Annotated in this window: 19 protein-coding genes and 1 pseudogene; 9 read left to right on the plus strand and 11 right to left on the minus strand. The window is 42.4% G+C overall.

Annotated features, from left to right (window positions below):
* Nucleotides 1–6 precede the first annotated feature (6 nt).
* The 3 genes from MUO14_RS11085 to MUO14_RS11095 form a co-directional block, all read right to left on the minus strand.
* Entirely contained in the window at nucleotides 7–1,167 is a 1,161-nt protein-coding gene (locus MUO14_RS11085) for a glucose-1-phosphate adenylyltransferase (RefSeq protein WP_244755274.1), read from the minus strand.
* Complete coding sequence (gene glgB / locus MUO14_RS11090) at nucleotides 1,157–3,076, minus strand: 1,4-alpha-glucan branching protein GlgB (RefSeq protein ID WP_244755275.1); 1,920 nt, start codon at nucleotides 3,074–3,076, stop codon at nucleotides 1,157–1,159. Before glgB ends, MUO14_RS11085 begins: the two co-directional genes overlap by 11 nt.
* A gap of 205 nt (nucleotides 3,077–3,281) precedes the next feature.
* Nucleotides 3,282–3,593 carry a YrhK family protein gene (locus MUO14_RS11095; protein WP_244755276.1) on the minus strand — a complete coding sequence of 104 codons (312 nt, stop codon included), beginning with the start codon at nucleotides 3,591–3,593 and terminating at the stop codon, nucleotides 3,282–3,284.
* A gap of 163 nt (nucleotides 3,594–3,756) precedes the next feature.
* Here MUO14_RS11095 and MUO14_RS11100 point away from each other — a divergent pair, with 163 nt between their 5' ends.
* Nucleotides 3,757–4,785, plus strand: coding sequence for an LLM class flavin-dependent oxidoreductase (locus MUO14_RS11100; protein ID WP_244755554.1), 1,029 nt, complete (start codon nucleotides 3,757–3,759; stop codon nucleotides 4,783–4,785).
* Between the two features lie 3 nt (nucleotides 4,786–4,788).
* The gene (locus tag MUO14_RS11105; protein ID WP_244755277.1) at nucleotides 4,789–5,505 is read left to right on the plus strand and encodes a 3-ketoacyl-ACP reductase; all 717 of its coding nucleotides are present in this window, start codon (nucleotides 4,789–4,791) and stop codon (nucleotides 5,503–5,505) included.
* 113 nt (nucleotides 5,506–5,618) lie between these two features.
* On the opposite strand, the gene MUO14_RS11110 is transcribed toward MUO14_RS11105, so the two are convergent.
* The 3 genes from MUO14_RS11110 to MUO14_RS11120 form a co-directional block, all read right to left on the minus strand.
* Nucleotides 5,619–6,437 (minus strand): carbohydrate ABC transporter permease, encoded by an 819-nt coding sequence (locus tag MUO14_RS11110; RefSeq protein WP_244755555.1) that lies wholly within the window; start codon nucleotides 6,435–6,437, stop codon nucleotides 5,619–5,621.
* A 53-nt stretch (nucleotides 6,438–6,490) separates the two neighbouring features.
* Nucleotides 6,491–7,384, minus strand: a complete 894-nt coding sequence (locus MUO14_RS11115; protein ID WP_244755278.1) for a carbohydrate ABC transporter permease — start codon at nucleotides 7,382–7,384, stop codon at nucleotides 6,491–6,493.
* A 91-nt stretch (nucleotides 7,385–7,475) separates the two neighbouring features.
* Nucleotides 7,476–8,765, minus strand: a complete 1,290-nt coding sequence (locus tag MUO14_RS11120; RefSeq protein ID WP_244755556.1) for an ABC transporter substrate-binding protein — start codon at nucleotides 8,763–8,765, stop codon at nucleotides 7,476–7,478.
* Nucleotides 8,766–9,308: 543 nt separating this feature from the next.
* On the opposite strand from MUO14_RS11120, the gene MUO14_RS11125 reads away from it, so the two are divergent.
* Entirely contained in the window at nucleotides 9,309–9,593 is a 285-nt protein-coding gene (locus MUO14_RS11125; RefSeq protein ID WP_244755557.1) for an SRPBCC domain-containing protein, read from the plus strand.
* 27 nt (nucleotides 9,594–9,620) lie between these two features.
* Here MUO14_RS11125 and MUO14_RS11130 read toward each other — a convergent pair whose 3' ends face one another.
* The 5 genes and pseudogenes from MUO14_RS11130 to MUO14_RS11150 form a co-directional block, all read right to left on the minus strand.
* A complete protein-coding gene (locus MUO14_RS11130; RefSeq protein WP_244755279.1) occupies nucleotides 9,621–11,075 on the minus strand; it encodes a hypothetical protein in 1,455 nt (484 codons plus the stop codon).
* The gene (locus tag MUO14_RS11135; RefSeq protein WP_255822201.1) at nucleotides 11,041–11,667 is read right to left on the minus strand and encodes an ABC transporter ATP-binding protein; all 627 of its coding nucleotides are present in this window, start codon (nucleotides 11,665–11,667) and stop codon (nucleotides 11,041–11,043) included. Before MUO14_RS11135 ends, MUO14_RS11130 begins: the two co-directional genes overlap by 35 nt.
* Nucleotides 11,668–11,972: 305 nt before the next feature.
* Nucleotides 11,973–12,604 (minus strand): annotated as a pseudogene (locus MUO14_RS11140) (class D sortase).
* Between the two features lie 21 nt (nucleotides 12,605–12,625).
* Nucleotides 12,626–14,149: an alkaline phosphatase gene (locus MUO14_RS11145; RefSeq protein WP_396265822.1), complete on the minus strand. Its 1,524-nt coding sequence runs from the start codon at nucleotides 14,147–14,149 to the stop codon at nucleotides 12,626–12,628.
* A gap of 231 nt (nucleotides 14,150–14,380) precedes the next feature.
* Nucleotides 14,381–15,676, minus strand: coding sequence for a globin-coupled sensor protein (locus tag MUO14_RS11150; RefSeq protein WP_244755282.1), 1,296 nt, complete (start codon nucleotides 15,674–15,676; stop codon nucleotides 14,381–14,383).
* A 193-nt stretch (nucleotides 15,677–15,869) separates the two neighbouring features.
* Between MUO14_RS11150 and MUO14_RS11155 the strand changes: the two genes are divergently transcribed.
* The 6 genes from MUO14_RS11155 to MUO14_RS11180 all read left to right on the plus strand — a co-directional run bounded on the left by MUO14_RS11155 (nucleotide 15,870) and on the right by MUO14_RS11180 (nucleotide 21,389).
* Entirely contained in the window at nucleotides 15,870–16,538 is a 669-nt protein-coding gene (locus MUO14_RS11155) for a response regulator transcription factor (RefSeq protein ID WP_244755283.1), read from the plus strand.
* Nucleotides 16,539–16,688: 150 nt separating this feature from the next.
* Nucleotides 16,689–17,909: a sensor histidine kinase gene (locus MUO14_RS11160; RefSeq protein ID WP_244755284.1), complete on the plus strand. Its 1,221-nt coding sequence runs from the start codon at nucleotides 16,689–16,691 to the stop codon at nucleotides 17,907–17,909.
* 74 nt (nucleotides 17,910–17,983) lie between these two features.
* A complete protein-coding gene (locus tag MUO14_RS11165; protein ID WP_244755285.1) occupies nucleotides 17,984–18,265 on the plus strand; it encodes a hypothetical protein in 282 nt (93 codons plus the stop codon).
* Nucleotides 18,249–19,019, plus strand: a complete 771-nt coding sequence (locus MUO14_RS11170) for an ABC transporter permease (RefSeq protein WP_244755286.1) — start codon at nucleotides 18,249–18,251, stop codon at nucleotides 19,017–19,019. The genes MUO14_RS11165 and MUO14_RS11170 overlap by 17 nt, the downstream gene beginning before the upstream one ends.
* Nucleotide 19,020: 1 nt before the next feature.
* Complete coding sequence (locus MUO14_RS11175; RefSeq protein WP_244755287.1) at nucleotides 19,021–19,671, plus strand: ABC transporter ATP-binding protein; 651 nt, start codon at nucleotides 19,021–19,023, stop codon at nucleotides 19,669–19,671.
* 344 nt (nucleotides 19,672–20,015) lie between these two features.
* Nucleotides 20,016–21,389, plus strand: coding sequence for a M28 family peptidase (locus MUO14_RS11180; protein WP_244755288.1), 1,374 nt, complete (start codon nucleotides 20,016–20,018; stop codon nucleotides 21,387–21,389).
* Nucleotides 21,390–21,428 lie beyond the last annotated feature (39 nt).

The following is a 21,428-nucleotide window of genomic DNA, read 5'->3' on the forward strand; positions in this document are numbered from 1 at the left end:
TCCTCCTTAGTTATTTGCTGCATAACTTGTCGCCATGACACTCCCTTCATCTGCCACTAAAGTGATCTCACTGTCTGGTGAGGGGTCACCGATCACAGCATTGTCCTCAATCACACTTCCCTCAGCAATAATGGCCCGGTTAATATTTACATTTTTACCGATTTTTACATTAGGCATAACGACTGAGTCTTTAACAGTCGCCCCCTCATTTACGTGTACACCATAAAAGATAATCGACATGTCAATCGTGCCGTAAATCCGGCAGCCTTCATTGATCAAAGCCCCTCGAACCAAGGCTGCGGGGGAAATGTATTGAGCCGGCTGGTTTGGGTTCTTCGAATAGATGCGCCACGTATGATCGTTCAAATTCAGTTCAGGTTGTTTTTTAAGCAAATCCATATTCGCTTCCCACAAGCTTTCGACCGTTCCAACATCCTTCCAGTAACCTTCAAACGTGTAGGCCATCAACCTTTTCCGATCAGCAAGCAGTTTAGGTATAATATCTTTTCCAAAGTCATGAGAGGAGTGACTCTTCTCTTCGTCCTCCATTAAATAGCGTTTCAAAACCTCCCAACGAAAAATGTAAACACCCATTGAAGCAAGATTGCTCATCGGATATTCCGGTTTCTCGTCAAATTCGGTAATTCGCCCTTGGCCATCTGTATTCATTATTCCGAATCGACTCGCTTCCCCCCAAGGTACTTCAATAACCGATATCGTCGCATCTGCTCCACTTCCTCGATGGTAATCCAGCATCTCACCGTAATCCATTTTATATATATGATCCCCTGATAGAATCAGCACGTGTTCAGGATTGTATTGATTTAAAAAATCTATGTTCCTATAGATTGCATTGGCTGTTCCTGTGTACCAGCCTCCGCCTTCTGATTGCATATACGGAGGGAGTACAGACACACCCCCATGTTTACGATCTAAATCCCACGAAGAACCAATTCCGATATAATTATTTAATATAAGCGGCTCATATTGGGTTAACACACCGACGGTATCGATTCCAGAATTCGTGCAATTACTTAAGGGGAAATCAATGATTCGATATTTACCGCCGAAGTAAACAGCTGGCTTCGCGATTTTCCTCGTTAGTGATTTCAACCTCGTTCCTTGACCACCAGCTAATAGCATTGCCACACATTCTTTACCTTTCATAGTCCTCCCCCTTTACTTTCGATGTACATTTCAAAAAGCTTACGGCGAGTGGCGGGATCGTCATTTCGATATGTTGATCCTGACCTTGCCAGGGCTCGGTGATTGCTTTTAATGTAAGGCCATTCGATTGCCCTGAGCCGCCAAAATGGACCGCGTCACTTGTAAAGATTTCTTTATACGTACCGCTTTTCGGCACACCAACCTTGTAGCCATGATACACCTCAGGAGTGAAATTACAGACAACTACAAGCTGATCATTGGTAGAACGGCTATTTCGTACAAAAGAAAGAATACTTTGCTCGAAATTATGCGGATCAATCCAAAAAAAGCCTTCTTGATCATGATCAAGTTCCCATAGTGCGGGCATATCTCGATATAACTGATGAAGCTGTTTCATAAAGTTCAAAATGGCCCTATGAGAATCATAATCCAACAATTCCCAGTCCAATTCATCCATATCCTTCCATTCATGGAACTGCCCGAATTCACCCCCCATAAATAACAGTTTCTTTCCGGGATGTGCATACATATACGCTAAAAACGCACGGAGGTTAGCAAACTTTTGCCAATAATCACCCGGCATTTTATTTAACAATGACTTTTTCCCGTGAACGACTTCATCATGAGAAATCGGCAGCACAAAGTTCTCTGAATAAGCATAATGGAGCGAGAATGTAATCAAGTTATGATGGTATTTGCGGTGAACCGGCTCCATCTCCATATAACGAAGCATGTCATTCATCCAGCCCATATTCCATTTATAATTAAATCCGAGTCCTCCTATGTATGTAGGTGCACTCACAAGCGGCCACGATGTTGATTCTTCGGCCATCATTAGCACATTTGGCACCTCTTCATAGATCGCTTCATTCAATCTTTTAATAAAATCAACCGCCTCAAGATTCTCTCTTCCTCCATATTCATTCAACTCCCATTCCCCATCTTCTTTGCCAAAGTCCAAATACAACATACTGGCGACAGCATCGACTCTCAGTCCATCCAAGTGGAATTCTTTTAACCAATAAATTGCATTAGAGATTAGAAAACTCTGAACCTCGTTCCTAGCAAAATCAAAAGTCAGCGTTCCCCATTGCGTTTTCTCCGCCTTCTTAGGATTGGCATATTCATAGAGCGCCTCTCCATCAAAGCGTCTAAGTCCATGTTGATCCTTACAAAAATGACCGGGCACCCAGTCAAGAATCACCCCAATGCTGTGCTCATGACATTGGTCAACGAAATAACGAAAATCATCAGGTGTCCCGTACCTAGCTGTGACCGCGTAATAGCCAGTAGCCTGGTACCCCCAGGAGCGGTCAAACGGATGCTCCGTTAACGGCAGCAGCTCAATATGTGTATAGCCAAGATCCTTTACATAGGGAATGACCATCTCCGCGTAATCGCGATAGTTATAAAAAATTTCCTCCTCAATATTTTTCCAAGAACCTAAATGCAGTTCATAGATAGACATGGGTGATTCATATAGATTCATCCCTTCTCGCCGCTTCATCCACTGATCATCCTGCCAGACGTAACCATCTAGCGAATACACTACCGAGGCTGTAGCGGGGCGAAGCTCGCTTGAGAACGCATAGGGATCAGCCTTTAACTGCAAATGCCCATGTGCCGTCAAAACCTCATACTTATAAATGGTGCCTTTCTCTAGTTCAGGAATGAACACACACCACAAGCCGTTCACATTCAACTTCTCCATCTGATGTTGTCTGCCATCCCACTTATTAAATATTCCTACGACACTTACTTGCTCAGCGTTCGGAGCCCATACCATAAAACGAACCCCGGGTTTCCCATCCACTGTTACCACATGTGCACCGAGGAGCTGATAGCTATAGCGGAGATTTCCTTGGTGGAACAAATAAATATCGTGATCAATTGCTGTCTCGTCTACCACACACCATCACTCCCCTATTCATATGCTAGATTTTCCATAACATAACTTTTTTGTTTGTACTATAAGCATAAAAGGTTCATGAGATGATTACAATTAAAATTTTCCGAAAACTTTGTCAACTTATGAGGGATCTTGTAAACCTGCAATATTTTAAACTAAAAAAGATGCAGATGAGCCCGAGACTCTTCCACACCTTCATAAATTGCTACTGCTTTCGGTCATACTCGTTTTCATAATGCTTTCTTAGCTGAAAGCGATGAAATAAACGAATCGTCGGACGTATTAACATCTGCACACTTCCTAAGACAAATAACGTTACGCCCCATTCTTTTAACGATTCGAAATAAAAGAAAACACTTCCGATCAGAAACCACATTCCTAGTAAAAAATCATTAATGGTGTACATCATGTCATAGCCTTTTTTAACAAAAAGGTCATGGTCACCCATCTTTATATCTACGTAATCTTGTTTGCTATTCGTTTGCGCATTAGCCGTTTGTTCCTTACGCGTTGGCATTGAGCATCGCTCCTTTTGTCCCCCAAAAAAAACTGTCTTTTTTTATCTTTCCTACTTAGCACGATCATAAACTTTTATTAAAAGCAAGTTATTTTGAGACACGAATAATCATTGATAAGATATAGTTGTATTGAAGTACAAAAAGAAAGAAGATGAAATCATCATGTCTGAAGAAACAAAATCCAAACAGGTGAATACGATCCCATTCTCAGTACTTGACCTTGCTCCAATCACCGTCAAACATACAGCAACAGATGCCTTTAAAAACACGGTTGACCTCGCTCAGCATGTGGAAAAATGGGGCTATAACAGATATTGGATGGCTGAGCATCATAACATGCCATTTATCGCCAGTTCAGCAACTTCCGTTATTATTGGACATGTTGCCGCCCATACATCAACCATAAGGATTGGTTCAGGCGGTGTGATGCTGCCAAATCATGCGCCACTCGTCATTGCTGAACAGTTCGGAACACTGGAATCACTTTTTCCAGGAAGAGTTGACCTTGGTTTAGGACGTGCGCCAGGGACTGATCCCATCACAATCAGAGCACTAAGAAGAGATTCAAGAAGTGATGGCAATGATTTTCCGCAGCAGCTCGCTGAACTGCGTGGTTATTTTGACCCTGATTTACGTTCGGAAAAAAACCATGTCAGAGCCGTTCCAGGGGAAGGTTTGGATATCCCGATTTGGCTGTTAGGTTCAAGTGGATTCAGCGCCCAGCTTTCTGGCCAACTCGGACTGCCATTCTCATTCGCCAGCCATTTCTCACCGAACAATACAATAGCTGCTCTCGATTTATATCGGCGCAACTTCAAACCGTCAAAAACGCTTGAAGCTCCACATGCGATGTTAGGCGTCAATGTTGTTGCAGCAGACACAGATGAGGAGGCGGAGTACTTGGCCACGACCTTACAACAACAATTTCTGAACATCATCCGAAATCGAGAAACACCCCTGCAGCCGCCGGTTGAAAATATGGATGAGATATGGACAGAACATGAGAAAGCAGCTTTGCAGCAACAGTTAGGGGCTTCCATAATCGGAAGTAAGCAAACGGTGAAACATAAGCTGCAGGCTTTTATTGAGGAGACACAAGCAGATGAGCTAATGATTACCTCACAAATTTATGACCATAAGAAACGTCTGCGCTCTTATGAAATCGTAGCTGAGATTAAAGCGGAGGGATAAAGAATGCAATCACTACAAGGTAAAACTGCGTTAATCACCGGAGCCGGCCGTGGAATCGGCCGAGCCACCGCGATCGCTTTAGCAAAAGAAGGGGTTCATGTTGGGTTAGTCGGTTTAACCGAAGCCAATTTAGAGAAAGTTTCAGCAGAACTCGAGAGCGTTGGTATAAACATATCGGTAGCTTCAGCAGATGTGTCTGATATCGAATCCGTCAATCAAGCTGTTAAACAAGTGAAAAGCGACCTAGGTTCCATCGATATCCTGATTAACAATGCCGGAATCGGGAAATATGGCGGGTTTATGGATTTAAATCCTGAAGAATGGGAAAAAGTGATCCAGGTTAACTTAATGGGGACCTATTATGTCTCTAGAGCCGTCTTGCCAGGGATGATAGAACAGAAGAGCGGTGATATTGTTAACATTTCTTCCACCTCAGGGCTAAGAGGAACGGCTAACTCAAGTGCCTATAGTGCATCAAAGTTTGGCATTCTTGGCCTATCTGAATCCTTAATGCAAGAAGTAAGGAAGCACAACATCCGCGTGAATGCAATCACACCAAGCCGGGTAGCCACAAACTTTACTGGACAATATCAAGCAGATGAAGAAACAGACCATTTGATGCAGCCGGAGGATTTAGCTGAATATATTATTTCCCAGCTTAAACTTAATCCCCGAACGTTTGTTAAGTCTGCCAGCCTATGGGCAACAAATCCTTTTTAAGAATAAAAACTCCCCCAAGGTGCGAGGGGCGCCTTGGGGAGTTGCTATCTCTAAAGGATGGCCGAATATTTTTGCTTTCGTCGCGGATGCCAACTCCGTAACCTCTGAAAACCTTATCCCTTGATAGCTCCCTCTGTCATTCCTTTAGCAATACGCTGCTGGAAGATCGCATATAAAATGATAACTGGTACAATAGCAATCGTTAAACTCGCAAAAAGGGTGCCCCATGCATTGGTGTACTGTGCTTCGCTGCTGATAAAGTCAATCGCCAGCGCCAATGTGTAATTTTCTTCTGTCTGTAGAAAGATGAGGGCCATAAAATATTCATTCCAAAACTGGATGGCATTCATAATCGTAACCGTAATAATCCCTGACATCGAAAGCGGTGTAATGATTTTTAACAAAACACCATATGGTGAAAGTCCATCCATAGCCGCTGATTCTTCCAATGACTTCGGAATCGTACTCATGAAGCTCGTTAACACAAAGATCGTGAACGGAAGCTGACTGACAGCGTAGACAATCGCGAGACCGTAAATATTATCGAGCATATTAAACCGCGCCAGTAAAAAGAATAATGGAATCCAGCCTAATACCATTGGAATCATCATGGCGGAAACATAAAGAGTAAATAGGAATTGACTTCCCCGGAATCGCAAACGTTCGATTGCATAGGCTGTAGGGATGGCGAGAACTAATGTTAACAAGGCACCTACTACTGTTACGATCAAACTGTTAAATACACTTGTATCAATATTATATTCTGTCCAAGCTGTGACGAAATTTCCCATATTGAGCGACTCTGGCCACCCCCATGGATTTGCATAAATCTCGCCATTCGATTTAAATGATCCGATAAACATCCATATGATTGGATAGAGTACAGCAAGCGACCATAGGACAAGTGGTATTCGGATGCCAGCTCTCCCCATGATGTGACCAATACTACGACGTTTCACTATCTCCCCTCCTATGCCTATTCATACTAGTATTCCACCCGTTCGCGGCGCATAATGAATTGCAAAATCAGTACAGTTACCAATGAAAAGATCAAAATCATAACACCGATCGTTGCACCATAACCAAAATTGTATTGCACGAAAGCCTGTTCATATAAATACGATCCCATTACGTGGGTGGAATTGTTAGGCCCCCCGCCTGTCATGATTTGAACGATGATAAACGAACCATTTAATGTCGTTATTACGATGTAGAGAATAGAAATTTTTATTTGCGGCCAGACGAGTGGTAACGTCACTTTCCAAAATTGCTGCCATTCATTGGCACCATCAATTTCTGCTGCCTCATAATAGCTTTTTGAGACGTTAGCAATCCCTCCCATGAGCATCAACATGAACAATCCAATACCAGCCCATATAGATGGTAAGACAAGACTAGGCAATGCCCAGTCTTCACTACCTAGCCAAGGTCTCGCCCAGTCCTCCAAGCCCATAAATTGCAGCCCCGAATTCACGAGTCCCAGGCTCGGATTGTAAATAAACGTCCAAAGGATCCCGATGACCACAACAGACATAATATTCGGAAAAAAGAAAACGATCCGGTAAAAAGGTGCCTCTTTTATCTTTAATTGGGTTAAGGCAACAGCAAAGAAAAGCGCCAATACCATAATCCCTAACACTTTCGTCGCAACAAGGAAATAGTCATGAATAATGGTCATTGGGATGATCTCATCATTAAATAATTGTATGTAGTTGCTAATTCCAATAAATTCTTTACTTTCTGATGAACCTGACCATTCGAAAAATGAATAGTACAATCCACTGAACAAAGGGTACAAAGTGAAAATTGAAAACATAATAAAAGTTGGAATTAAACAAAAGGCTAAAAACAGGTATTTTTGTTTTTTAGACTGTACCACCTAATCCCTCTTTCCCTTGAGATATAAGTAGGTATGGAATATAAAAACGTGAGGTTCACACACCTTACATTCCATACCATAGACATCCCTCTTACTTGCTGTTCCGATATTCAGCTGCAGCTTCCTCTGCCTGCTGTGTAAATTCTTCTGCTGTAATATTACCTAGCATTAACGACACCAATGCATTGCTAATCGGTGTTTCCAGTTCCGCACTCATTGGGTGTGGTTTTTGATAGATTTTAACCTGTTCTGGATCGTTAATCATTGCATTCGCTTCAATTAAATAATCCGAAACATTTTCATTCTGCGACAAATCAACACCATTGATGTTCATGATCGCACCCGTATGCTCAGAGAAAAGGGTGGCATATTCTTTCGTGAAAACAAAGTCTACGAAAGCCTTGGCTGCTTCAGGATTATCCGCTTCCTCAGCAATCGCAAGCGGTCTTAGGTCTGGAACAACGGCAAAGGGTTCGCCAGCATCCTGCATTGGAGAAGGTATAAAGCCATACGTAAAGTCTTCCGGCTTATCTTTTTCCATTTCATTTGGCAGCCAGAATCCTACAGGAATAAAAGCATTTTTATGAAGAAGGAAGTTCATTTGCGATTGGGTGTGGTTCAAAGCTCCAAACCCTTCGTCGATGTAGCCTTCTTTTTGCATTTTCTCCACCTTTTTCATTACTTCAAGTACGGGTTCACTCGTCCAAGCGCCTTCTTTACCTGTAATCACGTCTTCAAGCAGTTGATCCCCGCCTGCAGCTCCAAAGGCTGGATAAAGCATCCCACGCAAGAAGTAATAAGGGTGTTGACCGGTTGTAACGAACGGAGCAATATCTTCGCCCTCCTGAATATCACCCATTGTACTCATAAAGCTTTCAAAATCTGTTGGAACTTCGTAACCTTCAGCTTCAAACCAAGCCTCATCGTACCATGTTCCCCATGTGTCAAATACTAGAGGTAAAGAATAGATTTCACCATCATATTTAGCTGGATCTACAATAAAACTTTCTGTAATAGGAGTGCCGTCGACCTCTACATCTTTCACCCATTCTGTCAGGTTCATTAGCTGGCCATCTTCAACCATCTGTGTTTCACTCGAACCTGCCCCATCAATATACACTACGTCAGGCGGATCACCAGAAACCCAGCGTGACCTCATCTCTTCGTTAATGTTCGGACCGGCATGCTCGGTTATCGTCACATCAGGATACTCCTCTTTAAAATCAGCGATAACTTCTTTCCACCATGAGTCGCCGTACCCACCAACAAAATATTGAATTTCAAGTTCGCCATTCACTTTTCCATCATTAGCTATCTCGCTGTTATCCCCATCAGAAGATGCCTCTTCATCAGAAGAACAACCAACTACTAAAATCAGCATCAAAATCGCTATCCAACCGAACAAAACAGGACCTTTGAATACCTTCTTCAAGCTGCTTCCCCCTTTGATTTTTATTGAATATATGAAACGCATTAACCCTTCGTTCAAGGTTAATGTTGTTCCCTCGAAATCAACTGCTTTACCTCTTGAGCTACTTCGAGAGGTTGGTCCCTATCTATTTTTATGAAACCAGACAGCATTCTATCACACTATTTACTTAAGCGCTTTCATTTTTAAAGTTGTTTTAATCATAGTCCTACTGAACTATTTTGTCAATGAAACGACAGAAAATTAGAAATTTTATTTCAATGACCTTCTATATCTTTATTTATTTCGTAAGATTTTATGATCGATTGAGGGTACGATGGGATTATATTTATAAAAAGAAGTGGGGCAACAAAGGAAGAGACATAAGTGACAAAAGGGCTATTGTGATAAATGAATTCGCTCAAGCTCCAGAAGAGGATTTCAATGCCTGGCTTGATTCTGAGATTGTAAAGCAATGGATGTTTCCAAATGGAGACGTTAGACGTATAGACATTGATGCACGTGTCGGGCTTCTCTTTTGTAGACCTTCGTGATGGAGAGGAAATAGATCATTGTGGAAATTACCTTGAGCTTTATCACCCTCATCGCCTTGCTTTTACATGGGCAATCCCAGAAAAATCTTCTGGTGAGGATCGCGTCATGGTAGACATTGCCGAAACAGACACGGGAAGTAAACTTACACTGACAGTCGAGATGGATCCGAACTGGACTGAGTACATTCCGCAAACAGAGAAAGCATGGTCGATAATGCTCGATGCTATGGAGAAAATAGTTAAGTAGAAAAAAAGCTTCTGTTCAGTTCTCTTCTCATGAAGAAGTCCGCTGAGTCAGAAGCTTTTGCTTTGTATATTTTTCTATCCATGGGATCAGTATTATCGCTATCATGGTTGGAGGGAAAAATAGCCCAAGGCCAAGCAATAGGTAGCTAATTATTTGAAGAAATTCATTTTTCGATACATTTCTACGCTGAATTTGGTGCATTCGTTCAAAAATTTGCCGATGGAGCTCATAAACGGCCAAGTAAACGAATCCGATGATCTGAATCAGTAAACCTATCCCCATGCCATCAATTGCCCATACAGTAAAGACAAACGTCAAAAAAAGCGGACTAATTCCTGCCAAAGCCCATTTATAATATGTGGATTGCCAGCCTTTTTCCTCAATAGGAAGAACACTAAGAATCGGTTGCTGCCGAAATTGATCCTCAAACAGGCTTAAAGATACCTCTATATAAATAAAGAGAGCGATTGGAGCCGTGATAATGAGTATCCACTCTACTTGCCCCGGTAAAACACCCAGAACAACAACACAAGATAGAACCGTAATCCCCACATAGTTGAACTGTGCTTGCAGATGGTTTCTCCAAAGTCTATGATAAAGGGAATGGATATTAGTAAAACGCTGTTGAGCCCTGCGGCTTCTTAGGTAGGTTTGTAGAATACCATATCGCTTAGGTGGTTTAATATTTATTTTCGTAATCTGACTGATTAACTTGATATTCCACACCTTAGCATCATTGGTAGCAACAACCTTTCCCCAGTTCACCTGCTGTAACACTTTTGGGATCAAGTACACGTTCATTCCCGCAAGAATGAGGAAAAGACAAATACCTATGGCCCACTCAGGCAACCCTTCCTGAAAGATCAGGAAACCATACCGAGTCCCGGAGGAGAAAGCAGCAATAAAGAAAATAATGAGAAGTTTTCTCCAGCGAGGCAAGGAATACATTTTCCAATGAATGATCACCGTCAGCAGGAAAAACAAGCTGTAAATGAAGGCAACATTTAGTGAAAAGAACAGTGAAAATGGTGTCACTATTCCAATTAAAGTGGCTGACACAAATGCAATACATGTATGAACCAACACTCGCTCTGCAACTACGTACCACAATATCCGTTTCCTAGAATGGGGCAGCATACTAATTTTCAATTCAGAGGAGGTAAACGATAACCCTGGATGGAAAAATGACTGGCCACATGCTCGAAGCAACAAAATAATGGGGAGTACCCACAACCAGTCAGCAATCGTCACTTGCCATGTTTCAATTAACGGTAGAAAATCTTGCAGCCATTCATATATAATGAACAACATAATGACAACGTAGACCGCCAAATAGAAGACAATAGTCCAATCAAAATTCAAGATAAGCGCCTGCTTATAGAGATTCCGCTTCTTCCTTGATCGTTCCCGCGTACCCATCTGTACACAGCCCATGAGGAAGAATTCATTACGATTGTCTCCGATCGAGTTCATGAAAGTCATCAACAACACCTGATGAGGAAACTGCCCCATCCTTGAGCATTACAAAATCATTTGCGAGCTCGCGAACCTTTTCAAGCTGGTGTGTTGTCAAAAGAATGCTTACTCCATCTTCTCTACGTTCTAATAAAACCTTCTCTAGGTAGGCCCCCGCGTACACATCGAGTCCCATAAACGGTTCATCGATAAGAAGCAGCGGCACATCAGGTAAAAGCGCACAAATTGTTTGCGCCTTCTGCCGCATCCCTTTTGATAACGACTCCGGGTATTCATCCAGCTTACCCGACAGCTCAAAAGCTTCCGTATATTCCCTCACTCTCTTTAAGAAAGTCTCCTCAGGGATGTGGTAGCTTTTTTGATAGAGTTGAAAATGCTGGTATACGGTTAGCTCACTTAATAATAGTGGTTCTTCAGGAATATAGCTGAAATGCTGCTTGTACTCGAAAAACCTTTCATCTTGATCGATTTCATTAATCGATATTGTGCCAGTTGTTTTTTCCTGAAATCCGATAATCGACTTGATTAAGGTTGATTTGCCCGCCCCGTTATGACCAACCAAAGCGGTGATCTTGCCTTCAAGTACATGGAAAGAGATGCTCTTTTATATTTGCTGATTTCTTATTTTAACGTTACAGTCACTAACAAATAACACTGATTTACTACACACACCCATTCCTCCCCCAGCCTCGTTTCATTATATACGAGTTGGCAGGAGAACTGGTTTCATTTTCTAGTATCTGGAACTAGATTTTTAGGAACCTGAGGGCAAAATCTCTTGCAATTTTGGTAGAATAAACCGGCACCACACCATCATTCATGAGGACAAATTCCCTTCGAACATAATCAAAGCGACAAATAAAACCAGCCGCACTCATTAAACAAGGTCGGCTGGTTTTGTCCTCAACTTCCATTAACTGGTTCTTCTCCAATTAATTCTGCTTGGACAATATAGCGATCAGGAGCTGACCCAATGTAATCAAACGGATAACAAGTAGTCAGCGTGAGCGTAGGATTTTCTTTTTCAACAATAACGGATCGATCTTCTGCCCCGTCACCCACGTTTCTCTGACCTGGTACTCATACTTCACCTCATCCACCTTTACATATAAACGGTCGCCTGCAGTTAATTGGTCCAAGTTGCGAAAGGTCGTATCCCGGTGGCCGGCAAGTGCCGTATGCCGCTTTGCCGAGGGGACACTGGTAAAAACAGTGTCGTACATCCCAACTCCTTTTTGCAAAGCAGCCTTATTGGTGCCCCAATACACCGGATACACCGTCCCAAGCTTAGGAATGATAAACTCACCAACTTCCTCCCCTTTGCCATATTTATTCTCAGACTTCGGCTGACTAGCTTTAACATCCTTCACTTTCAATGTTTGTTGTTCAGCTGTTTGATCCCATTCCTCATCAACGGATTGGGCAAGCGATGTATCATGGGTTACAACCGTCTTCTGCTTCCACCATCCATACCCATTCGCAACCACCAACCAGAGTCCAAGAATGCTAATTACAATCCCGATCTTTTTCATCATAAGATCACCTTTTTGTAAAAATTAGTGCACTGACCTTCTTCGGAAAAGAATGATGCCGCCTGCCCCAAGAAGCAATGCACCTATCAGAATTCCAGTTGGATAGTTTGTCGCCGTATCAGCTAATTCTCCACCTTCGTCATTGGAAGAGGAAGCCCCTAGAATTTTAAAAATGTTTTCAGCTTGCTCCGTATTATCAATATGTCCGGCAAACATGTCTGATCCAGGTCCATACGCATAGACAGGTACGTCTACCCCCGTATGTCCGCCTGTCGTCCAGCCTGTCCCCGACCGTTCGTTGAAAATGCTCTCGATTGCATTATCCACTTCAAGCAAGCGATCTTCTTCTGATGCTGTTTCCATCGCCTTATTTACAGATTGAATCTCCTCCTGTTTTAATTCGAAATCAATATTTTCATTTAAAATCGCTTCAACCTCTGCACCTTCTTCTACAATTTGTGCAGCCATATAATCCGGAGTGTGCTGTGCCGCCTTGATGACATCAGTATTCCATTTGTATGGGCCACCCTCCCCAATGGAAAGGCCGCCAGTAGAGTGGTCAGCTGTAGCAACGACAAGGGTATGCTCGTCCTTTTTAGCAAACTCAATTGCCTCCATGTAGGCTTTTTCAAAATCCTCCATCTCACTCATCGCTGACACAACATCATTATCATGGCCTGCCCAGTCAATTTGACTTCCTTCAACCATTAGGAAAAACCCATCTTTATCTTGATTCAACGTATCTAAAGCTTCCGATGTCATTTGTTCCAAAGAAGGCTGTTTTTCAGGGCGGTCAATCGCCTTATCCAGACCTACAGGTGCAAATAACCCTAGAAGCTCTTCACTATCGTTATTCATTAACCCCTCAGTAGATGTTACATAATTATAGCCATCTTCTTGAAATTCTTCAGTAAGATTCCGATCATCACGAACAAAATAATCTGTTCCACCGCCAAGCAACACATCCACTTTATGTTCGCCACTTATTAAATCATCATAAAAGTCATCGGCAATCTTATCATAGCTCTGCCGAGAGTTTTCATGTGATCCAAAAGCGGCTGGCGTCGCATGGGTAATTTGAGAAGTGGAAACAAGTCCAGTTGCTTTCCCTTTTTTCTTCGCAGCTTCAAGAACCGTCTGTGTATCCTCTTGCTGTAAATCGACAGCAATCGCTCCGTTATATGTCTTTACCCCAGACGACATAGCAGTGGCCGTAGCGGCAGAGTCAGGTATATTTTCCTTTTCATCATCAGGACCACCATCATGATAAGGATCAGCCGAATATGTAGATTGCATACCGACTAAATGCGGGTCAAAGGCTGTATCCTCCATTTTCATCGTACTAGGATCGTCCTTCATGTAACGATACGCTGTTGTGTAAGCAGGCCCCATTCCATCCCCAATTAGAAAAATGATGTTCTTAATTTCAGGTTTCTTTTCTTCCTCAGCTTTAACAGTTTGAGTCGCCATCCCCGTCGTTGTCCCAAAGATCATCGATGATAATACAGCCACCGATAGTACTTTTTTCAGTGCACCTTTTTTCATCATTTCTTCCCTCCCAGTAGTCTTATCTTACAACTACTAACGTACCACTACTTTGTAAACCGGGAAATAATATAAAGTGAAAAAAATGTAAATCATTATATTGTTGCGGTATAATTGAACGAATATTCTGTTATTTATGAAGGCGATATGGGACAAAAGATGCATTTCTATGTTCATATGGTCGATGATTCAAGAACAAAAAAGTGACCTTGTGTGGACCACTTTTTTGAAAGACTATTCTGTGAGCTCTGTTAATTGTTGTGAAGAAGCAGCCACTTGTGAAACCGCATCATTAATTTCCTGGATCACTTGGGAAAAACCTTCGAGCTCTTGCTCAATCCCCGAATTGTATTGCTTATTTTGTACCATCGCCCCTACGATCTCTGTAAAAAAGTGATTGATTTGATCCATATTGTCTGTTCCCTCGGTAATCAATTGATCGATATCAAGCACATTGTGAGAGACATTATGGATCTGGCCATTGGTCGATTGAATGAGTGCAGACACTTCGGACACAGATGTCTTTGTTTGCTCAGACAATTTGCGAACTTCATTGGCAACAACCGTGAACCCGGCTCCATGTTCACCTGCACGAGCCGCTTCAATTGATGCATTAAGGGAAAGCAGGTTCGTTTGCTCAGCAATGGAGGAAACAATGGTAACAATTTTGCTGATTTGTTCAGCCACCCCTTTTAATGTTTCCATTTCGGTCGAAATTTGTTTAATGCTCTCTTTAATACGATTCATTTGTTGATGCTGTAATTCGAGCTGTTTCTTTCCTTCCGAAGATTGATGCTCGACATTTTGGGCAACCTCCGTCCCTTTTCGAGAGTCACCGAGTATTTTCTCAGATTGGCCAGTTAATTGTTCCGTAGAAGCACTTGCCTGCTGGGATATGGCTGCCAACTCCTCAGACATTTGTTCAATCCTGCGATAGGCTTGAACTTTATTTTCAGCCTCAAGCTCTCTCAAACGCAAATTTTCATGCTCAAATAATTCCAGCACAATTTGCTGTTCAAGATTTAGTATCTTCGTCGTCGCACGAACGGATTTACTATATTGCTCTTGATCAAGTCCCTCCTTATCAAATATCCCCATCAAGGAATGCAAGAGATCCTGAAATGCACACATGTACCATTTCGGCTTTAGGCCAATATGAACATGGACCGCAGCAATTCGCTTTCTCTTTTCCACAAAATGAGCATCAATGACTCCATTAAACATTTCTTGAATATGTACGTTCAGCGTTTTCTTAAGACGATCAACTGAACTATTGTCTTTGATTATATTCATCAATGATTCCTGATGCTCAAGGTTTTTATAGAACTGACTGACTATCTGTTCAATGTTTTCCGAAACGAACGGCTGTAACGACTTAAGCACACTCAGGTCATCATTCGTTAAATTGATCATTTTCAACTGTTTCTCAAGATCGGATCCTCTCTCAATTTGAATCACACCTTTAAACCCTTCATCAAATGTAAACGATGGCTGCTTTGCCTTTGTTTTAGTAGCAAAAAGTTGGAACATGGACAATCCCCCATACATTCAATTTTTCTATGGCTGCTTTTTATATCGACCAAAATCCCCACATATTAAACATTGAAAAAGCCTTATTCTGCATTAAAAAAACATTCATGTGACAGTAACGAAACAATGTTTATGACAGTGGTCTTTGATATAATCGAATAAATAGACCCTATTAGATAAAAGAGGTATTGACATGATAACTATTTTAGTCGTTGACGATGATGCACACCTGCGTAAGCTCGTACGTGTTCACTTAGAGCAAAACGGGTACGTTGTCATCGAAACACCAGATGGATCAACTGCTTCCACCACATTGGAAAAACACCCCGTTGATTTGGCGATCGTTGATTTGATGATGCCGAATAAAGACGGTTTTCAGTTATCCAAAGAAATACGGGAAGAGTACGATATTCCAATTATTATTTTAACAGCGAAAGACAGCCTCGTTGATAAGGCAAAAGGCAACAAGGCCGGGACGGATGATTATATGATTAAGCCTTTTGAAGAGGACGAGCTGCTGTTTCGTGTGCAAGCCATTCTTAGAAGATTTGATCGTGTTAATTCACAAGTCATTCAGCTAAATGAGACAAAGATTAACAAGCGCTCGTATGAGGTGAAGAACGGTTCGAACATAACAATCCTCCCCTTAAAAGAGTTTGAATTGCTTTATCAGCTCGCCAGTTTTCCAAACCGTACTTTTTCAAGAGAACAGTTAATAGAAAAAATATGGGGTCTGGAATTTACAGGAGATGATCGTACTGTTGATGTACATATCAAACGGCTACGTGAGCGGTTCAAAACCTCTGATGATTTTGCCATAAAAACGGTGCGCGGAATTGGCTACAGGTTGGAAGATTCCTAAATGCGCACATTGTACTTGCGAATTGTCGTTGTTACTTTATTGATCATGCTGATTAGCAGCATGATCGCGTTTATTTGAGCAAACATTTACTATCAGCAAATCCTAAAACCTGCCAACGATGCCAAAAACACCGAAATCGCCAAAGGTATCGTGCAGCTCTATAACGATACTTCTTTAGATGCCGATACTTTTTTCGAGCAAACAGCCGAGCTAAGTTATCAATTTTATGTGACAGATAGTGAGGGAAACGGCACCTTTTATGGTGCTCCTTTTCGTGACCAAACCCTCTCTTCTAAAGCCATAGAAAAAGTTCTCGGCGGAACCACGTATCATGGGATGGCGAATTATCCCGGCCAAACCTTTGTTACCGGCTTTTTTTCAAACGAATTAACAAATAGTATTGGAGTGCCTGTCGAGATCAATGGTGAGAAACATGCCTTATTTATGAGACCGAATATTGAGCAGCAATTTAATGAAATTCACATTTTACTGGCGGTCTTGCTTGTCTTTACGATTTTGTTGAGCATGGTGCTTGTGTTATTTAGTACGCGTTATATTGTAAAACCAATTAAAGACTTGACTGGTGCTACGGAGAAGATTGCCGGCGGAGAATATTCGATTGAGCTTAAACAAAATCGCAAGGATGAGATTGGAATACTGGCAAGGTCGTTTACATCGATGAGCCGCCAGCTTGAACAGGTCGAAAATATGCGTCAAGAGTTCGTCTCCAACGTTTCCCACGAGATACGAACCCCGCTTTCGTCGATAAAAGGATACGCGAAATTGTTGCGCTCCTCGTCTCCTTCACCTGAGGAAAGAGATAATTATTTACAAGTGATCGAATCAGAGAGTATCCGACTTTCCAAGCTTAGCAGGCAATTGCTGACGCTCGCTGCCCTTGATAAAGATGAGAATATAACGAAGAGTGAACCGTTTACCGTCGCTCCAATCCTGCAAAACCTCCTCCAGCAAACACGGTGGTTATGGGAATCGAAAGGCATCGCCATTAATTTGGTAGCAAGCGAAGTTACTTATAATGGCAATGAGGAATTGCTCTATCAAGCATTCGAAAATCTTCTGACGAACAGTATTAAATATACATCTGCTGGGGGCGAAATCAGCATGACCCTCCGTGAACATCAGGATGGGCTCAGATTTACCATTCAGGATAATGGAAACGGAATTTCCCTCGAACATCAAGAGAAAGTGTTCGACCGTTTCTATAAAGTTGACACATCACGCAGCCAGGAGAAGGATAGCAGCGGACTCGGCCTCTCGATTGTTAAAAAAATCATCACACTGCACGGTGGCGAGATCATTGTCGAGAGTGAGCTCCATAAAGGGAGCACATTTACTGTGATGCTTCCTTAATTACTTGTTCATCTTCCGTTCATACTTCGCTTTTATGATAGAGGTGAAGTCATGAAAGGGAAGGTGAATTTTTTATGTTTCTAGCATGGAAGGAAATGCGCTATGCGAAACTCAGGTACCTGCTAATTACCGGCATTATCACGCTAATCACAAGTCTCGTGCTATCGATCTCAGGACTAGCAAACGGATTAGCCGTCGATAACGCCTCCGCCATAAAAAATATGCCAGCTGAAATGTATGTAGTAGAGTCTAGTGAAACACACCAGCTGGAACGCTCACAATTAACGGAAAGCGATATAACATCCATTCCAGATGGAGGCTCTCGGCTAGGCATGCAGATTGATCGAGATCATTAAAGACGACGAACCCTTGAATGTGAGTCTGTTCGCCGTCGATCAAACCAGTAAATTTATGCCGGAGACCTCTGATGAATCTGGATTGAAACCATACGAAGTACTCGCTGACCCAAGTCTCAAGCAGGAAGGGCTCAACATTGGAGACCAGTTCACATACAACGAAATAACATGGACTGTTAAAGGTTTTACCGAGCAACGGTACAGCTACGGACACACGCCAGCCCTATTCACCAGCTTAGAAACATGGGAATCAATATCTGACACGTATCAAGCCGTATTATTATCGGAAAAGGACACAATAGACGCTCCCTCCTCATCCGTTGACGCGGTTCAAAAGGGAGACATCCTATCCAATGTTCCTGGCTATTCAGCCGAACAAGGGTCGTTGACAATGATGGTGACGTTCTTATTCATCATCGCAGCCATCGTTCTTGCTACCTTTTTCTATGTTATTACATTGCAAAAGCTCCACCAGTACGGTGTGCTTAAGGCAATTGGAACGAAAATGCGTATTCTGCTTGGAGCCCTTTTTGCACAGATTTCGATTTTGGCAGCCGGCGGTGTTGCAGCGGGTATTGCGCTCACCTATGGGCTAACTTTAGTTATTCCAAGCGGTGTACCATTTGAATTGTCGATCACTATGATTTTGTTCAACAGTGGATTAATACTAATTATGGCGTGGATTGGATCTCTCTTATCATTCCGGAGCATCGTTTCCGTCGATCCATTAGAAGCCATCGGGAGTGTAAAATAATATGACAGCCATCTTAGAATTGAATGAAGTGACGAAAAAATATGAACAGGGCAATGAGACGCTTACTGTACTGGATCAGGTTTCGATGAACGTGAATCCAGGAGAATTCGGAGCGATTCTTGGACCTTCAGGATCGGGGAATAGCACACTGCTGTCGATTATCGGAGCGTTAACTGTCCCAACGAGTGGCGAAGTAAAAATGGGAGGACGCACCATACACGGCCTTCCTAAAAAAGAACAGACTAATCTACGGCTTCAGGAAATCGGATTTATTTTTCAAGGAGCAAACTTAGTCCCATTTTTAACCGTAGAAGAGCAACTGCAGCTGATCGGTAAACTGATCCATCAGAAAAATAAAATCACGAAGCGAGCGGAAGAATTGCTTGCCCATCTCGGTTTAAGCGATCGCAGCAAACATTATCCCCAGCAGCTATCAGGCGGTGAACAACAGCGAGTCGCTATCGCCCGTGCTTTAATGAACCAACCCAATCTAATCCTTGCCGATGAACCGACGGCAAGTCTCGACCGTGAACGAGGAAAATCCGTCGTCGATTTACTCGCAAACGAAACAAAGCAGCGAAATATCTCAACAATTATGGTGACACACGATGAAGCCATGATCAGCGGCTGTGATTGGGTATATCGATTGTAAATAGAACCCTATTTCACGTTCGGGAACAATCCAAAAAGGAGGGCCTCAAATCGGCCCTCCTTTTTTAAGTCTTAACAGGATGTCTCTTCTTTAAGACTAAACTTATTTAAAATGAACCATTAGTAGCAAATTCCCTAATCCTTCCACTTATAACTTTACTAAACCAATCCCGATGCACCACCTATCCGACAAAAAACTACAGTTCCAAACAACCATATATAGGAAATAAGTATATAGATCCATTCAGTCAAGCCAGTATTTTACACGAAACTAATATTTGCCAAATATTGAAAAAATGAAATAATAACACTATCAAATCTAAACATACTTAGGAGGAATGAAAGATGTCCAGTAAAATACTTACATTTGTATTGGCTGCAGGTTTAGCTTTAAGCTCTGCACCTGCAGCAGCAAATGCAAACAGCCACGCTCCAAACGAGAATGCTGATCATGCTTTTGACAACAAGGTCATCAAGAAAATTAATGCAGACCGGATGTACAACAACATTGCCTTACTGTCTGAAAGCCCACGAGAAGCGGGAACCCAAGGAGAATATGATGCCGTACAGTATATCAAAGGTGAGTTTGAGAGTTATGGATATGATACAGAATTACAGCCTTTCACTTTCCAGGAATGGGATGGCGGCACATCTGCTATTGACGTCAATAATCAAGCTTTCTCAGGAGAGGTTCATACGTTTAATGGATCTGTCAACAGCAACGTTCAAGCTCCACTCGTTTATGTTGGACTAGCTTCATCTGAAGAGGTCGGAAATGAAGTCGAAGGGAAGATCGCTTTGATTCAAAGAGGTTCCTACACCTACTATGATAAAGTTCAGAACGTGCTGGACAAAGGCGCTGTAGGTGTCATTATGTTCAATGGTAAAGGACAACCAGGGAATCATTTTGGCTATACTTATGAGGGACAAGACATCCCAGCAGTTGCCATCACGCATGAAGCAGGCTTAAAACTTGTAGATCGTTTGCAAAACGAACAGGTCACTGCGACTGTCTCCGTTGAAGATGCCGGAACGATTGATAAGACTTCCTATAACGTAATCGCAACCAAAGAGCCCCATAAAAATAAAGATAATGGCCAAATTGCCATGATCGGTGCCCACCATGACTCCGTGGCTGGAGGGCCAGGAGCGAATGATGATGCTTCAGGAGTATCTGCTGTATTGGAACTAGCTAGAATCATGGCTAAGACTCCTACCGATACTGAGCTTCGCTTCATGACATTTGGAGCTGAGGAAAAAGGGCTTGTCGGATCCTATCACTACGCCAGTACTTTAAGTGAAGATGAAGTCGATCGTACGGTAGGCCATTTCCAAATGGATATGGTCGGAAGTCGTGATGCAGGGGACCTGATCATGTTCACTCCGGACGGACAAAAGAATCTCGTCACAGATCTCGGTGCGGCAGCTGGTTCTAGAGTCGCTGAAGTCGTTGAATATGGGCAGCTTGGCCGTAGTGACCACGTGCCATTTTTCCAGCGCGGCATTCCTGCAGCCCTCTTTATTCACGCACCACTTGAGCCGTGGTATCACTCACCACAGGATACTTTAGACAAAATTAGTAAAGAAAAACTTAAAGAAACGACCGAAATTGTAGGAGCAGCTGTCTATCGAATTGCAAGACCTGACACACCTGCATTAGAAAATGCAACAGTTGCACCCGGACCTGTCCATTATGAATTTGACGATCGTCCCCTATAAATGACAAAACCAACCTTCCTTTTGGGAGGGTTGGATTTT

The sequence above is a fragment of the Halobacillus shinanisalinarum genome (assembly GCF_022919835.1).
Classification (GTDB): domain Bacteria; phylum Bacillota; class Bacilli; order Bacillales; family Halobacillaceae; genus Halobacillus_A; species Halobacillus_A shinanisalinarum.